The sequence below is a fragment of the uncultured Algibacter sp. genome (assembly GCF_947495675.1).
Lineage (GTDB): Bacteria > Bacteroidota > Bacteroidia > Flavobacteriales > Flavobacteriaceae > Algibacter_B.
Genome location: NZ_CANLZX010000036.1, coordinates 1 through 7,395, shown reverse-complemented (window position 1 = coordinate 7,395; position 7,395 = coordinate 1). Strand labels below are relative to the sequence as shown.

Annotated in this window: 4 protein-coding genes and 1 pseudogene; all 5 read left to right on the top strand. The window is 29.5% G+C overall.

The window, feature by feature from the left end; translation table 11 throughout:
* Positions 1-1,100 (top strand): gliding motility-associated C-terminal domain-containing protein (locus Q0842_RS15870; RefSeq protein WP_298500452.1); only part of this gene is annotated, 1,100 nt, incomplete at its 5' end.
* Positions 1,101-1,112: 12 nt separating this feature from the next.
* Positions 1,113-2,039 (top strand): type IX secretion system membrane protein PorP/SprF, encoded by a 927-nt coding sequence (locus tag Q0842_RS15865; protein ID WP_298500450.1) that lies wholly within the window; start codon positions 1,113-1,115, stop codon positions 2,037-2,039.
* Between the two features lie 10 nt (positions 2,040-2,049).
* Entirely contained in the window at positions 2,050-3,966 is a 1,917-nt protein-coding gene (locus tag Q0842_RS15860) for an OmpA family protein (RefSeq protein ID WP_298500448.1), read from the top strand.
* A gap of 383 nt (positions 3,967-4,349) precedes the next feature.
* Complete coding sequence (locus tag Q0842_RS15855; protein ID WP_298500446.1) at positions 4,350-4,820, top strand: hypothetical protein; 471 nt, start codon at positions 4,350-4,352, stop codon at positions 4,818-4,820.
* Between the two features lie 48 nt (positions 4,821-4,868).
* A pseudogene (locus Q0842_RS15850) lies at positions 4,869-7,395 on the top strand (hypothetical protein); the annotation flags it as partial.

Sequence of the window (7,395 nt, the reverse complement as noted above, 5' to 3'; positions counted from 1 at the left end):
CAGTAACCGATGGTTCTGGATTAACCGCTACATGTGAGCAACTAGTAACCGTTATTGATAATATCGACCCAACGTTTAATGAAACCTTACCTGTAGATGAAACTTATGAATGTGATAATGTACCTGAAGCAGTAACATTAACTGCAACAGACAATTGTGGAGAAGTAAATGTAGTTTTTACAGAAACAAGAACGGATGGTTCATGCATCTCTAATTATTCTTTAGAACGTAAATGGGTTGCAACTGATGAAAATGGTTTAATCACAACTCATATACAAACAATTACAGTACAAGATACAAAAGCTCCTGAACCAACAACTGATATTGAATCTTCTATAATTGTAAATTGTGAAAATATACCAGAAGTACCTAATGTAGAATTTATAGATAATTGCTCTTCAAATGTAGATGTTGTTTTTGAAGAAACAAATACTTTTGATGGAAACAACCCTTCTGATTATAGAATTATAAGAACATGGACAGTTACAGACGAATGTAGTAATGGGCAAGTTTACTCTCAAATAATATCAGTCACTTTAAATGACTTAATAAATACTATAGATGATAGAGCTTGTTCAGATAATGGAACTATCGATTTGAATGATTATTTACAAGATAATGAAACAGGTGGAAACTGGATTTTAGAAGAAGGTACTGCATCATTAGATGATAATATATTCGATCCTAAAGATGTAGATTTAGGTATCTACAAATTCAGTTATACAATAGCTAATAATGGATGCTTAAACACTATTCAAGTAAATTTAGAAATTCATGATGAATGTATCGTTTTACCTTGTGGACGAGAAGATGTAGTTATATCAAAAATAGTTACTCCAAACGGAGATAATATTAATGATTTCTTTACTATTACGGGGGTTGAAACTTGTGGTTTCGTAGTTGAATTACAAATATTTAATCGCTGGGGTGCAAAAATTTATGACAATTCAAATTACCAAAATAATTGGAATGGATTTGCCCATAATTCATCGGTAGGATCAGCCGAAAAAGTTCCAAACGGAACATATTATTATATCATTAATTTAAAAAATAGTGGTTTAGAACCCTTCGCTAGAGCATTTTACGTTGGTTCAAAATAAATCTAAAAAACTATGAAGTCAATAAAGTTTAACATAATTATATTTTTATTAGCAAATTGTTGGTTAGGTGTTGCTCAACAACTACCACAATTTACTCAATACATGTATAATACAATTTCTATTAACCCAGCTTATGCAGGTAGTAGAGAAACATTGAGTATAGTTGGTTTACATAGAAGTCAATGGCTTGGTTTGGAAGGAGGTCCAACAACACAGACTATTTCTATACATAGCCCATTGCGAAATGATAGAGTTGGTATTGGTTTTTCATTTATTAATGATGAACTAGGATATGAAAACTTCACATATTTATACGGAGACTTCTCATATACTATTCCAATAGGTAAAAAATCTAAATTAGCATTTGGTGTAAAAGGTGGTTTTACTCAATATAGTATTGATCAGTCATTTTTAGATGAAGTTAACGATCCTTTCTTTATTGGTTTTTCTAATAGATGGACTCCAAACATGGGTGTTGGGGCCTATCTGCATTCTAACCGTTGGTATGTTGGTCTTTCTGCCCCTAGAATTTTAAATAACGATTATATTAATACAAGTGGAGATGGCATTGATTATGTGGCACTAGAACGTGTTAGTTATTATTTTACAGCTGGTTATGTTTTTGATTTAAGTGAAACAACTAAATTTAAACCAGCTATGTTATTAAAAGCAACTAATGGTGCTCCCCTATCTTTTGATATTACTGGAAACTTTTTGTTTAATGAAACATTTTGGCTTGGTGCATCTTATAGAATAAACGAGTCTGCTGCAGCTATAGGCGGAATTGCAGATTTTCAAGTAACTAAACAACTACGCATAGGTTATGCTTATGAGTATCCAATATCTGAAATAAGAGCATATACAAGTGGTACACACGAAGTATTGTTGATGTATGAAATATTTAAAAGTAAACGAATTAAATCACCAAGGTTCTTTTAAAATACAAAATATGAAAACAAATTATTTAATATTTATTTTAGTTTTTACCATAGGAACTTCATTTGCTCAGTCAAAATTGGCAGATAAATTTTTTAGTAATTATGGTTATGTAAAAGCTACTGAATTATATAAGAAAGCCTTTGATGACGGAGACAATAGTGAGCATGTTTTAACACGTTTAGGCGATTGTTATTATAATAATTCTAATTCTGAAAAAGCAGTTTTTTGGTACCAAAAAGCGGCAGAAAAATATAAAATTGATTCAGAACACTTATTTAAATATATACAATCTTTAAAAAGTATAGGAAATTATTCAGAAGCTGATATTTGGACTAAAAAATTTATTGAAATTCAAAATGATGATAGTAGATTAAAAGATTATGATGCAAATAACCTTTTAAAATATGAATCTTTAAACGCAGCAAATGATTCTTTATCTATTACCATTGAGAACTTACCTATCAATTCAAAATTTTCAGATTTTGGTTCTCTAATTAAAAATAATGAATTAGTTTTTGCTTCTGCAAGAGGAATTGTTAACAATAATGAATATGGATGGAATAAAGAACCCTTCTTAGATTTATTTCAGGTATCTATAAAAGAAGACAATTGTGACTTAGAGTTTGGTGATATTGCATTATTAAAATCATCAAAAATTAACTCAAATTATCACGAAGCAACCGTTGCTATTACTAATGATGGTAAAACCATGTATTTTACTAGAGATAATGTTACAAAAAAAAATAAATTAAATTTTGATAAAAAAGGAACTACTCACTTAAAAATTTACAAAGCAACACTTATTGACGGTAGTTGGGAAAATATTAAAGAATTATCAATAAATGATGAAGTGTATTCAACAGGTCATCCTACTTTAAGTCCTGATAATAAAAAACTATTTTTTGTATCAGATAGAAAAGGTGGAATTGGTCAAACTGATATTTATGAAGTTGATATATTAGATAATAATAAATATAGTGAACCTAAAAATTTAGGTCCAAAAATTAATACTGAAGGACGCGAAATGTTTCCTTTTGTTAGTAAGGATAGTACCTTATACTTTTCTTCAGACGGCAGATTAAATCTTGGTTTATTAGATATTTTTAAATCTAATATTTTAAAAGATAGTATATCAGAACCAAAAAATTTAGGAGCTCCATATAATAGTGGATATGACGATTTTGCTTATTATATAGACTCCTCTGAAAATATAAATAATAGAAGTTTTTTATCATCAAATAGACCTGGCGGAAAAGGTAATGATGATATCTACACCGTTTACTCTAAAGTTTGCTCACAAACTATTCGAGGTATTGTTAGAAATAGTAATGATAACCAACCTTTAAGTAAAGTAAAAGTAAATCTGATAGATGAAATTGGAAAAATTGTTGATGAAATTATTACAGTAGAAAATGGTAAATATGAGTTTGATGTTAAATGTGATAAAAAATATACCATACAAAGTGAATTATTAGATTTTTCTGTAAATCAAATACAAATTAAAACTGATAATAAAAATGGTAATGTTACAGAACGGGATTTGTTTTTAGAATCATTAATAAAAGGAAATCAAATAGTTATTAAGCCCATCTTTTTTGATTTTGATAAATGGACTATTAGAACAGATGCTAAGTATGAATTAGAAAATATTGTTGATGTATTACGAAATTACCCAACAATGGTAATTAAAATAGAATCTCATACTGATAGTAGAGGAAGAGATAATTATAATATGAGATTATCAGATAAAAGAGCAAAATCTACTAGAGATTATATTTTGTCAAGAGGTATTGCTAAAGCAAGAATTGAAAGCGCTTTAGGATATGGTGAAAGCCAATTATTAAATTCATGTTCTAATGGAGTAAAATGTACTTCTGAAGAACATCAAATTAATAGAAGATCTTATTTTTACATAGTAAAAGAATAATTTAATTTATTAAAAATTATTCAAACCACTAATTAACAAGGGGTTAGTAAAAACTAAACATAAATAATATCGATAAAATACTAATTACGTCGATAAAATGCTTATTTTAGCCTTTAATCGAATTTATAAGTGATTTACCATGTATATTTGACCAACTAATAACATATACGTTTTTTTGTAGTACCTACTTTAAATTTAAAATTATGACCCCGAATCTAATTTCAAAAATAATAAAGGCATTATTTAATTATAATGTACTTCCCTCTCATTTTTCCCTCAAAATTTTTATTAAATATTATTTATTAACAAGTTACAATAGTAATTAAACATATCTATTGTTCTAATGATTTTCATTTGTATGAATAAATAACTTTACAAAAATTATGAAAAATAAACCGACTTTAAAACTTTGTGTTTTTTTTATATTATGTAGCTTTTCATTAATAGTTCAGGCTCAAAACAATAATGTATTCCAATTAAAGGTAATTAAATATAGTCTTGAATTAGATTCAGAAAAACCACGTTATCATATTTTATCTTTACAAAATAATTCGAATAAAGAATTAACTATTAATTTATCTAATGTTGTTGAAGATACAAATGGTGGTATTAACAAAAGTAATCAAAATCTTATTGTAGAAATTTTAAATAAAGACTTAAATAAGCCATTAAACTTAATTACTATACCTAGTAACGAGACAATCAAATTTAAAGTTAAAATAACTTTTCATCCTAATGCAAGGTTAGGCTCAATGAATCTTTGTAAAATTATAGCAGAAATACACAATAGTAATAATAAAGAATCTGTTAAAATTAACACATTCATTCCTCATCCTAATTTAACTGGTCATTGAGATTTTTAAAAAACTTATTACAACAAATAGTTAACAACTTATAAGCATATGAATACGTATACCAAACTCTCAAAATACCATAAATTTATTTTGGTTGCCATTCTTTTAATTAGTGCATTTTCACATGCTCAATTACAACAACCTTTTTCTGCACGTTATAGCGAAGATGTAAATGGTGATATTACTATTATTGCAAATAATATGGTATCAGCACATCCAACTAATAATTATAATGGTACAAGTAACAATGATTTTTTAGGAAATCTTGTTTATGTTGATATTGATGGTTTTGTTGATGCAGATAATAATAGTATTGATGATACCTTTAATTCAAGTAGTGCTAATTTTACAAACCCTGCTCCTACAGTAGATCCTAATTGTTTAACTATAAAAAAAGTATTATTGTATTGGGCAGCTTCAGATCAAGAACCTGATCTTAATGACCCTAATTCTGAGAATCAACCAAATTGGGATTTTGATGATATAAAATTGATGTTACCGGGTCAAGTTAGCTATGTAGATTATGATGCCGATGATATTATTTATAGAGGAAGAGATTTCCATTTCAGTAACGATCCTTATATATGTGTCAAAGATATAACAACAGAAGTAAACGCATTAACTGGCGGCCCATATGGTACTTATCAAGTTGCCAATGTAGAAGGTAAAATTGGAAACTTAACTGAACACTCAGATCCAACAGGATTCCCTACAGGAGTTTCTGGAGGTTGGCAAATCGTTTTTGTTTATGAAAGTCCAGATTTACAAGCTAAAAATATTAATATTTATGATGGGTATGCCCATTTAGTTTCAGGAGGAACACCAGAAGATATAGATTTTACTGGTTTTCAAACATTACCTACTGGCGATGTTAATGCTAAAATAGTAGTTGGAGCGTTAGAGGGAGATAGACGTTATAACCAAGATCGATTTCAAATTCAGAATACAACTTCAGGATTTACCGATTTATCTGTACCAACAGTTAGGCCTAATAATAATTTTTTTAATAGTAGAATTACAGTTGGAAATGGTGACTTTTTAGATAGAACACCACAAAGTACAAATACACTAGGATTTGATGCTGCTGTTTTCGAATTAGATAACCCTCTTAATACTGTTATAGGTAATAACCAAAACTCTGCGAAATTTAGAATAACAACTGGTTCAGACACCTATGGAGTTTTTCTAGTTGGTCTTGCAATTGATATTTGGAAACCAGAGTTAGGCCCTATCAATGTTACACTTGATACACCAGGTACTCCTCAAAACCCAAGTACTATAATTGGTGCAGAATTTAACGTTGAAAATAAAGGAAATGATAATGCACAAAACTTAAGAATATTTGAAACTTTACCACCACAAATAATTTCGACATTACCCGCAGCAGCTACCCCTTCTACCGACCCCTCATTACCTACTGGCGTAACTTACCAATACAATACAACTACAAATTTATTAGAATTTTTTGTTGATGATAGCTTAGTTACAGTTGGAAGTTCTCCTTTTAATGTAGATTTTGACTTACAAATTAAAGATGAATGTTATTTTTTAGAAACAGATTGTACACTTGAATTTGAAGTACAATTTGAAGCTACTTATAATGGAGCTATAAATACACAACAACAATCTACTTTAAGCTCTGCCACAACCGATCCTTGTGGTATTAGTATTGAAGACCCTGTAATTATTGAAGTAAATAAACCAACTATTAATTGGCAAACTTCAGCTGGATCTTTAGATAGAACAGTACAATGTAATGACGCTACTAGTTTAAATGATGCTCAAAGCCTTAGTCCGTCTGCAGATAAATGTACAATTACTCCAATAAAAACTACTGGTGCTTTTGTTCCAGATAATACATGCTCAGGTCTTGGTACTTATACTAATACATGGAATTTTACTGATGCTTGTGGTGATACAATAAGTGATTATGTTCAAACTATAACTGTTATCAATACTACAGCCATTGTATTACCTTCAGATGGGGCACAAACTGTTAATTGTATTTCTAATGCTACTGAAACTTTTTCAATACCAACAGTAACAGATGCATGTGGAAATACTTTGACACCTTCTCCTGCAGTTATTACTGAAAACCCTGACCCATTAACTTGTGAAGGAACTAGAACTTACACTTATACCTTTACCGATTGTGCTGGTAATACTGTTGAATGGGATTTTGTTTATACTATTGATATGCCTATTTTCACTATTTCTGATGCCGATGGTGCTGCAACTGTAAACTGTAGAGATGAAGCTGCAAGTTCAGGTATTGTTTTACCTACAGTAACTGATATTTGTGGTAATATTTTAACTGCTTCAAGTCCAGTTATTACAGAATCTCCTGATCCATTTACATGTGAAGGAACTAGAACTTATACATATACATTTACAGATTGTGCTGGAAATATTGCTGAATGGAATTTTGTATATACTATTGATATAACAACATTACCTGTGGTGCCTGCAAATGCTAGTTCTACAGTAGAGTGTTTAGAAGATGCTATACAACCTCCAACTCCAGATGTAACCGATGTATGTGGTAACGACATTACGCCTGTAATTACTGAAAATG

Excerpts from the sequence above, each read along its gene's own strand:
- Q0842_RS15855 (WP_298500446.1), top strand. The coding sequence starts at position 4,350 with ATGAAAAATAAACCGACTTTAAAACTTTGTGTTTTTTTTATATTATGT.
- Q0842_RS15860 (WP_298500448.1), top strand. The coding sequence starts at position 2,050 with ATGAAAACAAATTATTTAATATTTATTTTAGTTTTTACCATAGGAACT.
- Q0842_RS15865 (WP_298500450.1), top strand. The coding sequence starts at position 1,113 with ATGAAGTCAATAAAGTTTAACATAATTATATTTTTATTAGCAAATTGT.